Raw genomic sequence first — 16,133 nt, 5'->3', positions numbered from 1 at the left:
CTGGCCGTTGGTTGCGTTGCTCGTCAATCCGGGCATGATAAGCCGCATGAACCGTATTCGTGTCCTGTCGCCAACCCTGATAAGCCGCATTGCCGCCGGTGAATGCATCGAGCGCCCGGCGAGTGTCGTGAAGGAACTCGTCGAAAATGCGCTCGATGCCGGCGCCGGACGGGTTGACATCACGTTGCAAGACGGGGGGCGGCAGTTGATCCAGGTGGCTGATGACGGCAGTGGGATGGGTCCGGAAGATCTTGTTCTCGCCGTGCAGCAACATGCGACGAGTAAAATTGCGACAGACGACGATCTGTTCAATATCCACACGATGGGTTTCAGGGGTGAAGCACTTGCGAGTATTGGCTCTGTTGCTCGTCTGCGGCTCGTTTCACGCTTACGGGAAACCGAGGTAGCGCACGAGTTGACAGTGGTCGGTGGGCAGGTGAGTCCGCCGCGGCCTTGCAATGCTCCCCCGGGAACCACGGTCGAGGTACGTGATCTATTCTACGCGGTGCCGGCCCGCAGGAAATTTCTCCGCACCAACCAGACGGAAGTCGGTCACATCACGGAACAGCTCGCGCGGATCGCACTGCCGCAGCCCGGTGTTGCCTTTTCGCTGCGGCACCAGGACCGGATGACCCACCGCCTTGCGGCGACGGGGGACTACCGGCAGCGCATACGCGACTTCTACGGCCCCGAGTTGGCGGATGTGCTGATGCCCATTCGATCGGAGGGATCGAGCGTCCTCGTGGAAGGCCTGGTCGCTCCCCCGGCCGAGAGTCGCGGTTCGGGCAAGTGGGAATATGTCTTTGTGAACGGGCGCTTCGTCCGCGATCGTTTTGTCTCGCATGCCGTCAAAGAGGGCTATCGAAGTCTGATCGATCCCCACCGCTACCCGGTTGTCTTCCTGTTCATCACGATCGATCCGGCACGGGTCGATGTGAACGTCCACCCGACGAAGAGCGAGGTGCGCTGGCAGGATTCGACCTATATTCACGGCCAGGTCCTCGCAGCGCTGAGAGATCGCTTTCTAACCAGTCGCCTCGACCACACGCTACAGCCACCGAAGGCACAGGATCCATACCGCGAGCGCGTACGCGGCGCGATGGTGGAGTTCTTCACGCGTGTGCGGCCGAGCGGGGGCGGCGCTCCCCCGCGCGGCGCGGTTGGAACCACAACGGGCGTTGCAGCGGGTGCCGGCGTCGGTACATCCGACGCCGTCGAGATGACGGCGAACCGTGCCGAGGCGCCGCCGCGGCAACCGTCCGTGCCAGCACCCATGCCGCCCATTCCACCGGCCTCAGCAGATGAGGAAGTTGCGGTCACCGGCGCTACTGCGGCGTCGGGGGAAGCCGGTGAACATGATGCTTGGGTTCCGATTGCGGTCGAACCGCCCCTGCCGCGTGCGTTGCAGGTCCACAACAGCTACCTCGTGGTCGAAACGGATGAGGGCGTCATGATCGTGGACCAGCACGCCCTGCATGAGCGCATCCTGTATGAGGAGTTGCGCCGGCGTATGACTGAGCACAAGCTCGAGGCCCAGCGTCTGTTGTTGCCGCCTGTCGTGCGCGTTCCGGCGGATCGTCTGGAAGTGCTCGACGCCCATGCCGCCACCCTGATCCAGCTCGGGTTGGAACTTACGCCGGCCGGGCCTGCCAGTGTCGCGTTGCAGTCTTTCCCTACCCTGCTGCTCGAGCGCGTCGACCACGAGCGCTTTGTGCGCGACCTGCTGGACCTGCTGGCGGAGCAGGGCAATCGACCGAACGTTGAGCATGTCATCCACAGCATCCTCGACATGATGGCCTGCAAAGCGGCCGTGAAGGCCGGCGACCCGCTCACGGCCGATGAGATCAATGTGCTGCTCCAGCGGCGCGATACTGCTGAGCGCAGCAGCCACTGCCCGCATGGCCGGCCGACAACGCTCAAGCTTTCGTTGCGTGACCTCGAACGACAATTTCACCGGCGTTGACGATCCCGGCGGCTGGCTGACGGGGCACGCCCCGCTCCGGTTGACGCTGCGCCCGGCTGGCCGGAGAATCCTCCCTGATCTTCGGGCGGCCCGCTGACGGCCGAAAGCCACGAAACCCTCGAGCGCGAATGAAGAACAGCCCGTCGCCCCCAAAAAGCGTTCCGGCGACACCCAGCGTGTCCACGGCGCCGGCGAACACCGCTGGCTGGCAGACCCACCCAGCCGCACCGGGGGCGTGGACCGAGGCGGGTCAATGCCTGCTCTGGTTCGCTGTCACCGCGGTCGCGCTGGCGTGGATCTTTCCGCCTTACGGGATCTGGCCACTGGGATTCGTCGCACTGGCGCCATGGGCGATGGCGGTGTGTCGCACCCGCCGCGGGTGGCTCGTCCACTGGCTTGGATTCGGTGTGGGGTGGGTGTTTTTCCTCGTCTGCCTGCGTTGGTTGATGCCGGTAACAGGGTTGGGATTCGTCGCATTGGCGTTCTATCTCGGTATTTATTGGACATTGGCGGGGTGGGCGTTGCGAACGGGCCGGCGTCATGGTGTGGCGGTTGTATGGACGTTGCCCATGGTGTGGGTTGCGTGTGAATACCTGCGTGCGACGGTGATGAGCGGATTCCCCTGGCTGTTCGTGTCGCACGCTTTCTACGAGCAGTTGCCGCTCATCCAGATCAGCGACATCGCCGGGGCCTACGGCGTGACGTTCGTGGCGACTTTCTTCAGCGGTGTGCTCGCGGAGTGGTGGCTGCACCTGCAACGCTCGGGTGAGGTGCGACCCTTGTGGCGACAGGTGCGTATCGGCACCAGCGCCGCGGTGGTGTTGCTCGGGCTGACCATCGCGTACGGCTACTACCGGTTGGCGGAAGTCGATTTCGCGAACGACCCGCAGGCCCTGGGGCCGCGGATCGCAGTGGTGCAGCACGACTTCCCACTCACGTCGACACCGCCCTATGGCGCCCCGTCGCAGGAGGTGCTGGCTTCCTACCTGGCCTTGGCGGCGCAGGCGCTTGCCGCGGATCCCGACCTGGTCGCGTTTCCGGAAACGACCTGGGCAGGGTACCAGAACATCGCTTTCATCGAGCAGCGCGAGCGGGTCTCCGAGGTGACTCCGGGCATGTGGGACTGGAGTGTTCGTTGCCATGCGGCGGTATCCGCCTTCGCGCGCGGCGACTATGCGGCCGTGAACGCCGTCATTGCCGAACTCGAGGCGATGCAGCAGCAGCAGTTCACCCGCCGGTTGCAGCGCGATCCCACCGCGGCATTATCTCCGCCCGCACCGCTGCCACGGCTGCCCGAGCTGGGCCGTGGCGTGACCACCCTCGTCGGTTCGGTGTCGCTCGAGCAGTATCCGGAGGCGACCTATCCGAAGATGCGGACTTACAATTCGGCGCTGGTGTACGATGCCGACGGCCAGCAGCGCCGCGAGCGGTACGACAAGACGCACCTCGTCCCTTTCGGTGAGTTTGTACCGTTTCGGCAGGCGCATCTTTTCGGCCTCGATCTGCACTGGCTCTACCGCTGGCTCAACAGTCTCAGTCCCTTCAGCTTCGGCGGCACGAAGGAGTACTCGCTCACCCACGGCACGGTGTACACGGCGTTCGAGCTCACCACGGAGCGTGGGACCTTTCGCTTTGGTACGCCGATCTGCTACGAGGGTGTGACCCCGTATGTCATCCGACGCTTCGTGTGGGATGGCCCGCGTCGGCGCGTCGATTTCCTTGTGAACATGAGCAACGACGGCTGGTTCCAGCATAGTGTCGAGCTGCCGCAGCACCTGGCTGCCTATGTGTTCCGCGCCATCGAGAATCGCATCGGTATTGCCCGCGCGGTCAATACCGGCATCAGCGGGTTCGTGGATCCCAACGGCCGGATCTATGCCCGGGTGACCGATGCCGAGGGGCGCAGTCTGCGTTTGGGCCGCGGCGGCATCATCGGGGTGGCAACGCAGCCGGTCTATCTGGACCAGCGTGCCACGATTTACGGACGCTTCGGCGATTGGTTTGCACACTTGTGCTTGCTGGCGGCGGCCATCCTGTGGCTCAGTGGAATCTTCGAGCGGTGGGTGCTGGCTTTGCAGCATCGGCTGCAGGCGCTGCTGCGCCGGCGTTCCCCCGCCGGCGGGAGGAAGCCATGAGACGTGGTGCGCGGCCCGGCAGATGCGTGGCCGGATGGGTGTTGGGATTGCTGCTGGCTGGGGTCGGGTTGGGTTGCGCGACGCCGACCCCCATCCTATCTCCGGCGGAGCGGCTGACGCTCAGCAACCGGGCGCTGACCCTGCTGATTACCGCGGCCGAAAGTGACCTCGCGGACGCCTCGGCCAATGCCATCGAGGCCCTGGTGCGGGTCGCACCGCGCGAAGGTGCTCCGGCCTACCGCCGCGCCCTGCGCTCCGAATCGCCGATGGTGCGGTATGCGGGGTACTTGGCGCTCGGCGAAACCGGTCTATGCGAGCCGCTGCCCCAACTCGTCGCGGGAACTCAGGATCCTCACCCCAACGTGCGCCTCGCGGCCGCGTTTGCGCTGGTGCGTTGCGGCCGCGAAGGGTATGTGCGCATCCTCATGCGAGCGCTCAACACGGATGCGAACGATGCCGTGCGCGCTGATGCGGCCGCGCTGCTGGGACGTTTGGACAACCGCCGCGCGGTGACCTGGCTCGAAGCGGCCCGCGATCAGCCGGCGAACGCCAACTCGGCCCGGGTGACAGTGGCGATTCGCGGCGCGCTGGCACGGCTGGGAGAGGGCCAGGCGATTCACGACCTGGTGCGGCATTCACAGGGTGAACCGGCGACACGTACGGACGCCATGCTGCTGTTGGCCGAGATCGGACCGAACGCGGCCCGTGACGCGCTGCGCGTGCGTGTGGCGCCGCGCCGCGAGAATCGCATCGAGGATCGGCTGCTGGCGGCCCGTGGCCTGGGTCGACTCGGCGACAAGATCGGCTTCGATCTCGCCCTGCGGCATCTGACGTACCGCTCGCGGTCGCGCGACGGTCGCGTCAGTCCGGAGCATGAGACGTTTGTGGTGCGGTCGCTAGCCGTCCATGCGCTGGCGGAGATCCGCGATGAACGGGCCCTCGCAGCACTACAGCGCGTGGCCGAAACGGAAACAGATATAAGGTTGCAGGTCGCGGCGGCCTACGCGATCCTCCGCATCACGGGGCCGTGAACCATCCAAGCGTGATTGTCGTGAGTGCGGCGGTTGTAAGGTTTCGTCCGATCCCGGGGGGGGCTGGACAAGCAACTCTCCAGGGGCTTTCCCCACACGCCCCTCCCTTCCAGGGAGGCGTTGGGGGAGGGTCGGATTCCTTTGCAAGAATGCCGTTCTCGATTCTCTGGCTCTCGCCGAGACGGGTTTCAGAATAGCTTGATCAAAAAACACCCTCCCCTGGCAGGGAAGGGTGGCGCGAGGATCGTGAGTTCGCTGAACTTCGCCCTCTCCCCAAACAGGAAAGGGGGGTGGGGTGAGCTTTTACTTCGGTACTTCCAGCCGAAACTCGCTGGTCAGAATCGGCCGCGGGTCGCGCCCCGCATAGAGTTTGGCGACGAACTGCTCCCCGCCAGTGGCCGTCAGGGTCTGGAGTGGAATGCGATAGGACTGCCCTTCGGGTCCGAGCCCGCCCACCCACATGAACTCCGCCTCGAAAAGGTTGGTGCGCCCCTCCAACTCGGAGATCGCCACGCGGAAGTCGTTGCGCTGGCACTCTTCCGGCAGGTCACGGATCACCAGATAGAAATCGTCGATGTCGAGCGGCAGACGCCGTGACTCGCGATAGCGCCCGTCGAAGTAATCGGTAGCGACGAAAAGCATGTCGCGATCGAGCTTGACCTCAATCGTGATCGGCGCGATGCGCTTGAAGAACTCCACGGACAACTCGCGGGCGGCCTCGGCCGCGATCTGTTGCGGAGTCTCGCGCGGGGGAGCGCCGCGGGCGGTCTTCGGACGGGGGGCCACGCGGGCCGTATGGCTCAGGAGAATCCGCCCCGTGGCGGCGTCAACGACGCGCACGGTGCCTTCGACCTGGGCCCCGTGCCGGAAAACCAGTACCTCATCGTAACCGGCGATGTAGGGGCGGTTGCGGGCGTCCAGCGCGAATCGTGGTTCTCGGCGCACCTCAGAGTCCGCGATGAGCACGTAGTCGGTCAGGGTCGTCGAGACGATCGCCTGGGCATTGCGGATGCGTCCGGTGGGCAGCGCGGTGCCCTCGTCGATCGCGTCGGCGATCTTGGCCAGGTCCTGCTCCTCAAACACCTGATCCAGTTCAGTACGGCTCAACACCTCGAACTTCCGGCTCCCTTGCAGCAAGGTGGTCAGCCGGTCTGCCAGCAGACCCGCGTCGCGCACCGCGGCCGGGACCACGGCCCGCCCCGGCATCACGGCGATCCGCTCATACCCCTCGAACTCCCACTGCGGGTAGACCGTGATGACGGCCTCACGGCGTGAGCCGCCACCGCCACACCCGCTCAGCAGTCCACTCAAAACCAAGGTCGCGATGAGGCCCACCGCCGTGGATACATTTCTCACGTGCCGATCTCCGTCAGAAACCCGAGGCCAGGGGATGGTTTGCATAGCATGCTTCATGGGAGCGCTGCAGGCGCACGCAACCCGCAGGGCCGAGGCGCACAGTCCAACCCTGCGGGAATACCGTGGCTCCGCTGTACGCGACGGTCGCCTAGGCCCCGGCGCCCGCCAGGCCGGAAAGCGTTGTGTTCACGACCGTCGACAGGCCGGAAGTAATGACCGCTTGCCACACGGTGGCCCACTGCTGGTCGCTGAGACCACAGCCACGGAAGGCGAAAAGGGTACTGCCGGCTGCCGTCAAGGCATACAGTTTGATCAGAAGTGTCCGTGTCTTCATACCCACATCGTCCTCTCGTCACGTCTTGGTTCTGCCGCCCGGACTTTGGGGGCGGAGTGTAGAGTATTCTATCGGCCTTGGCGAGTGGGCGCCGGCTGGGTCACCGGCACCGCGGTGTCCGACAAATCCACCAGGGCCGTGACCCGCACCACGGCGGTGCCCAGCGTCGCATCGGTCCGCCGTTCGCCCGACACCGCCACGTACCGGCCAACCCACTGGGTGGCCAGGGCACGGTCGGTGGGATTCAGTTCCAGGTAGGCCTCGAGCCGGCGGGTCAGCGGGTCGTGCAGTTTAAAGGCGACGGTATCGGCCCCACCACCCGTGCCGGCCACCAGACTCCGCATCAACAGGCCGCTGGCGGTGTAGGCCGGGCGTGTAGCGGCCGCGCGGACGGCGCGCAAGCGGGCCATTTCGCGCTCATGTCGTGCCTGGTCGCGGTCGGACCGTCGCAGAATCTCCTCTGCCCGGCGCGCCGTTTCCTGCTGTTGTACGCGCCGCTCCAGTTGTTCCAGCCATCCCGCCGCCAGGGCGGCGACCAGCGGTTCCTCCCGTTGTGCGGCGATGGGGCGCAGACGGACGATGAGCTCGTCCCACTGCTGTTCCGCGAAGGGCTTGTTGGCCTCCGTCGTGACAGCTTTCTCGATGGGAACGAGCCGCTGCCCCCAAGCGCCGCCCAAGTCGGGTCCGGTTGGAGTCGGTGCGGTGGCGGGTGGGGGTGTGGGCAGGTCGTCGGACTCTGGCGCGGCCGTCACGGCTGCCCCCTGCGACAGCAGACGCTGGGCTTCATCGGCATCGATGACGGTGATATGCGTCCCAGCTACGTAGTAGCGCACCACGTCAGGGAGTGTGATTCGGAACCAGTCGCCATCTTCGGCGAGGATACGCACGCGCTCGCCGCGTTCCAGTCGGGCCACCACGTCCAGCGTCACGGGGTCACCCCGCTGGACGAGACTCCCCGCCCGGACCCGCAGCGTACCCGTCTGTATGCTGACCAGGCCGGTGCTATCGACGTCCGGCTGGATGTACTCCCGAGCCACGTAGCCGAAGAGTTCCGTTGGTGGCAGAACGCGGTACCAGCCGTGCGTGTCAACGTCGATCGCCCGGAGCAGGGTGCCGAAGGGCACACGAGCAACGACCAAACTGTCCGGATCGGGCAGCACACGGATGTTGAGTTCACTGGCAGTTACGCGGAGCCAGAGCGCGTCCGTGGGGGTGGCGGGCTGCGTTTGGGGGGGCGTGGTGGGTTGGGTTGCGGTGGGAGAAAGCTGCGCCCAAGTACCGTACGGCCCCGCGAACAGGCCGAGAATGAGGCCGGTGGTGGGGATAAGCCGCACTCCTACGCGGGTCATGGCTGCCTCCTGCGCAAACCGCAATGGAAGACCGGGCTCGGCGAGCGTTCTAGCTGCCATGGGGGGATACTGTCAAACCGGCCGGGAAATCACAGATGAAGCCGGTTGAGGGTCACGGGGACACCGGCCGCGCTGCTACACTGCCGATAAGTATGAGGTGTACTTGGCGCCCGTGGCTTCGGACGGGACATTGTGTCGATGGTGCAAGGTAAGCGTAAAGCCAGTCCGATAACGATCCTGTTCACCTGCGTCGGGCGGCGTGTCGAACTTCTGCAAGCATTCCGAGCCGCTGCTCGTGATTTGGGGCAGGTGGTCCGACTGGTCGGTTTGGACAGCGACCCGACGGCGCCGGCGCTGTCGTGTGTCGATGTTCCCGTGCTCGTGCCGCGAGCGAGCGAGGCCGGTTACCTGCCGGCGGTGCTCGCAGCGGCGCGGCAGCATGGGGCCGGTCTGTTGATTCCGACCACGGATACCGACTTGCTCATCCTGGCGGAGCAACGGTCCGAATTCGAGGCGGCGGGCACGCAGGCGTTGATTGCCGAAGTCGATGTGATCCGCACGTGCCGCGACAAGCTGCAGACGTTCGAGCATCTGCGTGCTAACCAGATTGACACGCCCGAGACGTTTACGCCCGCTACGCTGCCGGCCGAGGCGCTGCGGCGCTATCCGCTTTTCATCAAGCCACGCAGTGGCAGCGCGAGTCAGCGCGTGCACAAGATCGAGAACGAAGCTGAATTGGCGTATCGCCTCGCCCATATCTGCGACCCGATCATCCAGGAGTTCGTGAGCGGAGTTGAGCACACGCTGGATGTTTACGTCGGACTGACCGGCGAACCACGCTGCGTGGTGCCACGGGCCCGCTGGCAAGTCCGTACGGGCGAAGTCAGCAAGGGGGTCGTGGTCAAGGACCGTGAGGTGATGGCGGCCGGTCAGCGGGTGGTGGAAACGCTCGGCCGAACGCTGCGCGGGCTCGTGACGCTGCAATGCATCGTGACGCCTGAACGCCGTATCCGCTTCATCGAGATCAACCCGCGCTTTGGGGGCGGTGTGCCACTGGCGATCGCGGCCGGAGCGGCGATCCCGCGATGGTTGCTCGAGGAGTTTCTCGGCAGGAAGCCGCAGATCGCGTTCGACGGCTTCCGGCACGGGTTGTGCATGTTGCGGTACGATTGGTCGGTTTTCGTCCCCTTGGACGACGACCTGAAACCTCAGCTTGCCCCACCGCTGCGGCCGTTTCCGGATTTCGCCTGACCCCGAACACCGCTCCCGAAACAGGTCTGGACCGGGGGAGGGCGGCGTCACACCACCGTCGCAACGGATTGACCGCTATTCATAATCATCCGCGAAGCGCTCCGTCCGCAGCGCGACCAGTTCCTTGATCCGCTCCACCTGGTCGCGGTGGCACACCAGTGTCGCGTCGCCACTGTGCACGACCACGATGTCCTCCACGCCCAGTGTGACGAGCAGGTGATCATCCTCTGACACGAGGATGTTTCCGCAACCATCAAGGTCGAGTGTTCGTGGCGCCAGCGACACATTCCCGCGCGCGTCCGGCTTGCGTGTTTCGGCCATCGCCAGGAACGAGCCCAGGTCGCGCCAGTCGCAGTTCATCTCGACGGTTAGCACCTTGGCCGCCCGCTCCATCACGCCGAAGTCGATCGAGATCTTCCGCAGCGCGCCGAAGCGCTCTGCGCAGTCCGGACTGCCCACAATCCGCTCCCAGTCGGACGCCAGCGCCGCCAGCGCTGCTGCGTTCGCCGGCAGGTTCTTCCGGAGCTCGTCCTGAATCGCTCCGACGCGCCACGCGAACATGCCGCTGTTCCACAGGTACTCACCAGACGCGACGTACTGCTCGGCCACCTCCGGCGACGGCTTCTCCTTGAACTCCGCCACGCGGTACACGTCGCCGCTGACTGCCGGACCGCGGCGCAGGTAGCCGTAACCCGTGTGCGGCGACGCCGGCGTGATCCCAAACGTGACCAACGCTTCCTTGTGGGTTTCCGCCGCATCGAGACCGGTGCGGATCGCGGCCGCAAAACGCTCCTGCGGCTCGATCAGGTGATCGGCGGTGAAGACGGCCATGGTGGCGTCGGAATCACGACGGGCGATCAGCTCGGCCGCCAGGCCGATCGCGTTGGCCGTGTCGCGGCCCATCGGTTCACCGACGAGGTTCGAGCGCGGCAGGTCCGGCAGCTCCTCGGCGACCTGGTCGAGGTAGTGGGCGGAGGTGATGACCCAGGTGTGCTGCGGTTCGAAGATTTCGCCCAGCCGGCGCCGCGCGAGTTGCAGCAGCGACGCGCCGTCGAACAGTCGCAGGAGCTGCTTCGGGCGGAGTTTTCGACTGAGCGGCCAAAGTCGCGTGCCGGCGCCGCCGGCCATGATGACGGCATGTCGCATGGTCTGACCTCCTCGATGATCCGGCGGTACAAAGCCGCGATCGCCGCAACAAGTGCGCCTGGCCACCCCGCCGCTACGGCGCTCGACGTCGGCCTCGTGAGGGCGACGACACCTCTGCGGCGTGCCGCTACACCACGAACTTGCCCCCGCCGAGTGTCGCCCGCTTCAACTCGCGGGCCTGCTGCGCGTAGCCGCTCTTGCCCATCAGGGCGTAGGTGTAGTCCTTGCCGAGCTGCACCGCGGGCTGATCATAGGGGTCGATGTTCAGCAGTCCGCCCATGATCGTCGTGGCCGCCTCCCAGAGCAGGATGAACTGCCCGACGGTCTCCTCGTTGATCGTCGGGAAGCGCAGCGTCAGGCACGGCCGCGCGCTGGCCACGAGGGCGTGCTCGGTGGCGGCCTTCTCGGCGTTCAGCAGCCGGCCGAGAGTCTTGCCCTGGAGGTAGAGCAGCGGCTCGGGGGTGCCGGCGATCTTCGGGATCTTCACGTCGCGGGCGAAGCGCTCGACCTCGAGGAAGATAAAGACCTTGTCATTCGGCCCTTCGCGGTAGAGCTGAACCTGCGAGTGTTGGTCGGTGGCGCCGAGGGCCTTTATGGGCGTGGGGCCCACGACCACCGGTTGGCCGTCGCGGTCCTGCTGCTTGCCCAGACTCTCGGCCCACAGTTGCCGGTACCAGTCGGCGAGGTCCTTGAGCGCGTAGCTGTAGGGCATCATCACGTGCAGCCGCTTGCCGCGTACGTAGTAGGCGTGCAGCAGCAGTGCGAGCATGGCCGCGGGGTTCTTGCGCACTTGCGGCTGGGCGACACGGGCGCCCATCTTCGCGGCGCCGGCCAGCAGCCGCTCGATCCGGATGCCGCACAGGCCGGCGGAGAACAGGCCGACGGCCGACAGCACGGAGAAGCGTCCGCCGACGCCCGGCGGCACCTCGAGTGTATCGAAGCCGGTCTCGGTGGCGAGTCCGCGGAGTGTGCCGCCTTCCGGGTCGGTTGTCACCAGGGTGTTGGACACGAGACCCTTGCGGCCCAGCTTGCGCAGCAGCAGCTCGCGCACGATCTGGAACTGGGCGGCGGTCTCGGCGGTTTCACCGGATTTGCTGATGACATTGAAGAGCGTCTTGCGGAGCGCGGGTCCGAGCAGGTCGACAAGTTCGCTGATCTGCACCGGGTCCACGTTGTCCAGCACAAAGAGGCGCGGGCCGCGGCGCTGCCGGGCCGGCAACAGGTTGTGATAGGGAGAATTCAGCGCGGTTTGCAGCGCGATGTTGCCCAAGGCGGAGCCGCCGATGCCGAGGACCACGAGGTTCTCGAAACGCCCGGCGTAGCGCTGCACCGCGCGCCGCACCGCCTTGAGCATGGTCGCGTCCTGCGGCAGATCGCGGTAGCGGTGTGCCCCCGTCTTGCGCTCCGTCTCGATACGCTTCACGAGATCGCGAACCGGGCCCTCCGCCCGCTTGATTTCCGCAGCGCTGAGGCCGTGGGTGGCGCCGACGGCCGCCGTCAACACGTTGCCATAATCCAGTTGCAGGTGCGTGCTCGCCATGCTTCGGGGTCTCCAAAGAGGTTCGCGCTGCCCGGATGTCAGGGGCGTGCGCAGTCAGCGTGCACAGCGTAGCGAACCTGTTTGGAGATGGGAAATCGCTGTCGCGCGCCGCGCTGCTACTTCTCGGTCAGTTCCAAGGCGCCCGACCAGTCCGCCGGCGGGGGCGCGGCCCGCAACGCCCGCGTGGCAGCGCAGTATTCATGGGCAGCACGGTCGTCTGGCCGCGCTGCGCAGCAGGCCTCAAACCCGGCCAGGGCGGTGTCCCAGTCGCGCGCGGTGAATGCGGTGACGGCCGCGGCAAAACGGTCCGCGTACTCAAGGATGTCCGTGGGCACCTGGTCACGCCGGCCGAGCAGCTCGTAGATCGGCACACCCTGCTGTTTGCCCTTCACACGCACGCCGCCCAACGGGCGCACGGCCAGCAGGTCGGCCGTCTGGGCGAAGGTCGCGCCGCTGATGAGGATCCGGGTGCCGTAGAACTTGTTGGCGGATTCGAGGCGGGCGGCGACGTTGACCGAGTCGCCGATGCAGGTGTAGTCGTACTTGTGCTCGGAACCGCAGGGGCCGACCACCGCATTGCCGGTCGCGACGCCGATCCGCAGGTAAAGCTGTGCAAATGACTCGTCGCCGCCGGCGGCGCGCTGTTCCGTAATCAGCGCGGTGAGCGCGACTTGCAGGTCGAGGGCCGCTTCGCACGCCCGGCGGGCATGATCCGGCTGGGGGTAGATGACGGGGTTCCAGAAGGCGAAGATGCCGTCCCCCATGAACTTGTTGATCATCCCCTCGTGCTGCATGATCGCGTCGCTCAGCCGGCCGAGGGTGAGGTTCAACACGCGCTGGGTGCGCTCTGCGCCGATCCGCTCGGACAATGCGGTGAAGCCCGCGAGGTCGGTGAACATCGCGGAGACGGCGCGGGTCTCCGCCCGTTTGCAGAGTTCCGCATCCTCGGCCATCTTCCGCGCCAGCGTCGCCGAAGTGTACTGGCCTAGGGCCCGTGCAATCTGCCGCGACTCGCGCTCCAGGAAGACGTAGCGGAACAGCAGAATCGCCACGAATGTCACGCCCAGGGTGGCCAGCAGCGGTGTGATGGCGATCCACAGGTAGCCAAAGTAGAACGCCGCCCAGCCGGCCCCGCCCAGAGTGGCCAACGCCCCGGCGGCGACCGCCGCGACCCCGAGCACCGGGCGGCGCGTACTGCTCGCGAGTGTCACGAACAGGCCGGCGCCGAGGGTCAGCAGGATGTTCAACCCGGGCGGTGCGATGCGTGGTAGCCGGTTGACCAGCAGGCCATTCAGCAGGTTCGCGTGTGCGAGCACCCCCGGGGCGCGCGGGTGCGTCGGGATCGGGGCCATATCCGCCAGCGCCGTTGCGGTGTAGCCCAGCAGGCAGATGCGCCCTGCAACCCGGTCGCGCAGTCGCTCCAGCAGCGCACGCGTCTCCGCTGCGAGGGCGGCATTCGCGTCACACGCCCGCACAATCGTGTCGAGGGCGCGGTGCAGTTCCTCGTCGGCGCGTTCCGCGGGCGTGTCAGCGAGCGCCGCGACGGCCGCGGCCCGGACGAGGGGCGCGTCCTCCGACAGGAACCGCTCGTACTCCCGTACGGCATCTGCGAGTTGCTGTGCCGCGGCGGCCTCACCCGCGTACCGCGCGTACCGCAGACGCCCAGGTAGATTCAACGCATCCGCCAGATCCTGCGCAAAGTCCGCCTGCGCCAGGAGCTGCCCGGCGGCCTGCACCGTCCGGAGCGCCGCCAGGAGTTCGCGCCGGTTGTGGTCCATGCGCTGACGCAGCAGGTGCACGCTGAGCGGCAAGTCGGCGGGTACGTGCTCTCCGAACTGCCGCGTCCAATCCTGTTGCGGTACCCACGGCATGAGGACGTGACCGTGGCGTCCAAGTGTCAAGCGCCGCGACGCCTGGCCGGGAACATCCAGCCACAGGGTCCGTCCGGTCTGTCGGAGATGCTCAGGCCCCGCGCCGAGCACGTCCATGGCCAGGACGAAAGCAAGCTGCGGCATCAGGCGCCCTTCATGCTGTACCAACAGCCGCATGCGTCGAACAACGTTATCCCGGTCATGTTGAAAAACCACGAAGCCGCAGCGCCGTGCGACGGCGGCATGGCGGAAGTACACCGGGTGCAGCGTGTCAACCTCGGGGGCGCGAGCTGCGAGGTCCGGTGCTGCCAACGCCGAGCGTGTGGTCGTGAAATGGTCGTTCAAAACGTGTCGCAGAGCGGCGGCCATGCGCTCCGGCTGCGTCGCGGGGTCGTCGCCCAGTGTAGCAAGATCCGCCTCGGCCGCGGGCAACAGGCGGTGCGGCGGTTCAACCCAGCGTTCTGGTTCCGCCGCGAACCAGGCGCGCAGCCAGTGTTGCAGTGCCAAGGCACGACAGGCCTCCAGGCCGGCGCGGCGCGCACGGCGCAACCTCTCGTCCACGCCCGGACCTCCCAGCAGTGCGGCCAGCGGGGCGCCACCACTGAGCGTTTCGAGCGGTGCGAGTGGCCGGGCGCGCAACACGTCGTAAACCTGTGCCAGTCGGAACTCGAAGGGTACTTCGAACTGGTCCACCTCTGCCGGTTGCGACCAGTGCTGCTGGGCGGTCTTTCGCGCCGACTCGGAATCACCGGCGTCGATTTGTGCGACGAGGTGACGGAAGGCCGCGCTTTGGATTCGCTCGACGGGGCGCTCGGACTGCACGAGGTCCTGGCTGTAATTGAAGGCGAGGTACACGTTGTCGGCCGTCGCAATGGCGGTCTGGAGTTCCAGGTCGGGCAGTGCCCGGATCGAGGCATCCTCGGCGAGTGTCAGGAGGTCAGACGTGATGTCGAGCCCGCCGGGCACGACCGTGCGCAAGGGCTCGGGCTCGCGATACTCGATATCTACCAGCACTGCCCGGGCTCCTGCCTCAGTGAGGACCGCGAGGATCTGGGCTTGGAGATCGCGCGGCCAAGGCCAGCGCCCGATGCGGTCGATGGAGCCGTCGTCGATGTCGATACAGACAAGTTCGGGGGATTCGGGTGTACTGTTGGCGTACCGAAAGCGCAGGTCGAGCAGGCGGTACTCGAGCCAGTCGAAACCACCGAGCAAGTAGATTGCGAGCGTGGCGGCTGTCGCCACCAGGCCCACAAGTGCGGTCCAACGCTGGGCACGAGGATGTGTCACGGGGGTGCATTGTCACGGGACGCGATCCGACCGCAAGCGTTTCTCGGGTTCGACAACGAGCGGATCTGGTGGAGTCGGGGCATGCGAGGTACGGCCGTACTGAGCCGCGGGTTGAGGGGAGTGTCCTCTGGTTATCTCATGGGATTCGATGCGGCAAATGTTGTTATAGGACTTATTTCAGGCCAGAACTTACAGCGAGTGGGGATTAGGTGGGCAGGGGTGCGGGTTTTCGACCGTCCCGGAGCTGCCGGGTAGGATTGGAAATTCGTGGGAGTAATGCTTTACGCTGGTACCGGTAAGGTGGTATACTCGCGCCAGTGACCGGGAATATCGGTTCGGATTCCTGATCGCCCGAGTTAGTTCGAAGTCCGTTCACCAAGGAGCAGGAAATGAGAAGCGCAGCTTGGAAGCATGGTTTGGCTATCGCGCTGGTAGCCGGACTGGTGGGTTGGGCGCAGGCCGATACCGTCGCAACGTTTGCCGACCCGGCTGCGAATGGGAGCACGCCGCTCTTCACGTGGGACTCCACCGCCAACACATTCACGGGCGGTTGGGATGCGAACGTTCAGACGCGCGTCCTGACGCTGGAAGTGCCGATCACCGGTTCGGTGTATGTCGACGCGTCCTTCACGATGACGCCGCTCACCGTCTCGGGTTCGTCGCTCAGTGGCGGCGTAATCGAGTTTTTTGATGCCGGCGGCAACTCCGTTTTGACCGTGACGTTTGATGGAGCGCAGGTCTTCCCGCCGTTTGGTTTCGGTGCGTCGCAGTTTGCTTCGCAGAACGTCGTGTTTGCTGGTCCGGGCATCCCGGTCGGGCTGACCGAGAACGTCTTCGCGTTCAGTTTTGCAAATGCGATCACCACGGCGA

10 protein-coding genes are annotated in these 16,133 nt (G+C 66.0%); 4 read left to right on the top strand and 6 right to left on the bottom strand.

Going from position 1 to position 16,133, the window contains the following annotated elements; all coding sequences use genetic code 11:
• Positions 1-46: 46 nt before the first annotated feature.
• The 3 genes from mutL (at position 47) to IPM18_03220 (ending at position 5,129) form a co-directional block, all read left to right on the top strand.
• Positions 47-1,963, top strand: a complete 1,917-nt coding sequence (gene mutL, locus IPM18_03230) for a DNA mismatch repair endonuclease MutL (protein MBK9118603.1) — start codon at positions 47-49, stop codon at positions 1,961-1,963.
• Positions 1,964-2,139: 176 nt separating this feature from the next.
• Positions 2,140-4,098, top strand: coding sequence for an apolipoprotein N-acyltransferase (gene lnt / locus IPM18_03225; protein MBK9118602.1), 1,959 nt, complete (start codon positions 2,140-2,142; stop codon positions 4,096-4,098).
• Positions 4,095-5,129, top strand: a complete 1,035-nt coding sequence (locus tag IPM18_03220; GenBank protein ID MBK9118601.1) for a HEAT repeat domain-containing protein — start codon at positions 4,095-4,097, stop codon at positions 5,127-5,129. The genes lnt and IPM18_03220 overlap by 4 nt, the downstream gene beginning before the upstream one ends.
• 303 nt (positions 5,130-5,432) lie before the next feature.
• Here the strand turns inward: IPM18_03220 and IPM18_03215 are convergent, their stop codons facing one another.
• The 3 genes from IPM18_03215 to IPM18_03205 all read right to left on the bottom strand — a co-directional run bounded on the left by IPM18_03215 (position 5,433) and on the right by IPM18_03205 (position 8,168).
• Complete coding sequence (locus IPM18_03215; protein MBK9118600.1) at positions 5,433-6,485, bottom strand: hypothetical protein; 1,053 nt, start codon at positions 6,483-6,485, stop codon at positions 5,433-5,435.
• Positions 6,486-6,633: 148 nt separating this feature from the next.
• The gene (locus IPM18_03210; protein ID MBK9118599.1) at positions 6,634-6,819 is read right to left on the bottom strand and encodes a hypothetical protein; all 186 of its coding nucleotides are present in this window, start codon (positions 6,817-6,819) and stop codon (positions 6,634-6,636) included.
• Positions 6,820-6,887: 68 nt separating this feature from the next.
• Complete coding sequence (locus tag IPM18_03205) at positions 6,888-8,168, bottom strand: SH3 domain-containing protein (GenBank protein ID MBK9118598.1); 1,281 nt, start codon at positions 8,166-8,168, stop codon at positions 6,888-6,890.
• A gap of 198 nt (positions 8,169-8,366) precedes the next feature.
• On the opposite strand from IPM18_03205, the gene IPM18_03200 reads away from it, so the two are divergent.
• A complete protein-coding gene (locus tag IPM18_03200; protein ID MBK9118597.1) occupies positions 8,367-9,419 on the top strand; it encodes an ATP-grasp domain-containing protein in 1,053 nt (350 codons plus the stop codon).
• 75 nt (positions 9,420-9,494) lie between these two features.
• Here the strand turns inward: IPM18_03200 and IPM18_03195 are convergent, their stop codons facing one another.
• The 3 genes from IPM18_03195 to IPM18_03185 all read right to left on the bottom strand — a co-directional run bounded on the left by IPM18_03195 (position 9,495) and on the right by IPM18_03185 (position 15,263).
• Positions 9,495-10,565, bottom strand: a complete 1,071-nt coding sequence (locus IPM18_03195) for a mannose-1-phosphate guanylyltransferase (protein MBK9118596.1) — start codon at positions 10,563-10,565, stop codon at positions 9,495-9,497.
• Between the two features lie 127 nt (positions 10,566-10,692).
• The gene (locus IPM18_03190; protein MBK9118595.1) at positions 10,693-12,105 is read right to left on the bottom strand and encodes a glucose-6-phosphate isomerase; all 1,413 of its coding nucleotides are present in this window, start codon (positions 12,103-12,105) and stop codon (positions 10,693-10,695) included.
• Positions 12,106-12,221: 116 nt separating this feature from the next.
• A complete protein-coding gene (locus IPM18_03185) occupies positions 12,222-15,263 on the bottom strand; it encodes a CHASE2 domain-containing protein (protein ID MBK9118594.1) in 3,042 nt (1,013 codons plus the stop codon).
• Positions 15,264-16,133: the final 870 nt, after the last annotated feature.

This window comes from Phycisphaerales bacterium (assembly GCA_016716475.1).
GTDB lineage: Bacteria > Planctomycetota > Phycisphaerae > UBA1845 > Fen-1342 > JADJWG01.
The sequence above is the reverse complement of the archived record's forward strand: the minus strand, read 5'-3'. Positions and strand labels throughout refer to the sequence as shown.

Coding starts and splice junctions, on each gene's coding strand:
- mutL (MBK9118603.1), top strand. CDS start 47: ATGAACCGTATTCGTGTCCTGTCGCCAACCCTGATAAGCCGCATTGCC.
- IPM18_03220 (MBK9118601.1), top strand. CDS start 4,095: ATGAGACGTGGTGCGCGGCCCGGCAGATGCGTGGCCGGATGGGTGTTG.
- IPM18_03210 (MBK9118599.1), bottom strand. CDS start 6,819: ATGAAGACACGGACACTTCTGATCAAACTGTATGCCTTGACGGCAGCC.
- IPM18_03205 (MBK9118598.1), bottom strand. CDS start 8,168: ATGACCCGCGTAGGAGTGCGGCTTATCCCCACCACCGGCCTCATTCTC.
- IPM18_03200 (MBK9118597.1), top strand. CDS start 8,367: ATGGTGCAAGGTAAGCGTAAAGCCAGTCCGATAACGATCCTGTTCACC.
- IPM18_03195 (MBK9118596.1), bottom strand. CDS start 10,565: ATGCGACATGCCGTCATCATGGCCGGCGGCGCCGGCACGCGACTTTGG.
- IPM18_03190 (MBK9118595.1), bottom strand. CDS start 12,105: ATGGCGAGCACGCACCTGCAACTGGATTATGGCAACGTGTTGACGGCG.